Annotated in this window: 1 pseudogene; it reads right to left on the reverse strand. The window is 55.5% G+C overall.

Annotated features, from left to right (window positions below):
- A pseudogene (locus tag JN414_RS17100) lies at window positions 1-227 on the reverse strand (phage tail protein); the annotation flags it as partial.
- Window positions 228-245 lie beyond the last annotated feature (18 nt).

The following is a 245-nucleotide window of genomic DNA, read 5'->3' on the forward strand; positions in this document are numbered from 1 at the left end:
TTTCCGGCATTGGGGTTCCCTTCAATGTCGAAGGTGGCAACAACAGTGCTGTTTTTGGATCCTGCATTGATCTGGGGGTTTTGCAGGCTCGCGTTACTCCAGGTCAGGCCATAGGCATTGCCACTGCTATCTCTCAGCAGCACCTGGATCAGCCCTTGCCAGCTGCTTTCGAACTGCTGGTATTGCGTGAAGTCCCGGAAAAAGAGCTGGATCTGGCCAGCCGCCATGAAACTGCCCGCACGCTG

Origin of the sequence: Gluconobacter sp. Gdi, from assembly GCF_014132155.1 — a bacterium.
Lineage (GTDB): Bacteria > Pseudomonadota > Alphaproteobacteria > Acetobacterales > Acetobacteraceae > Gluconobacter.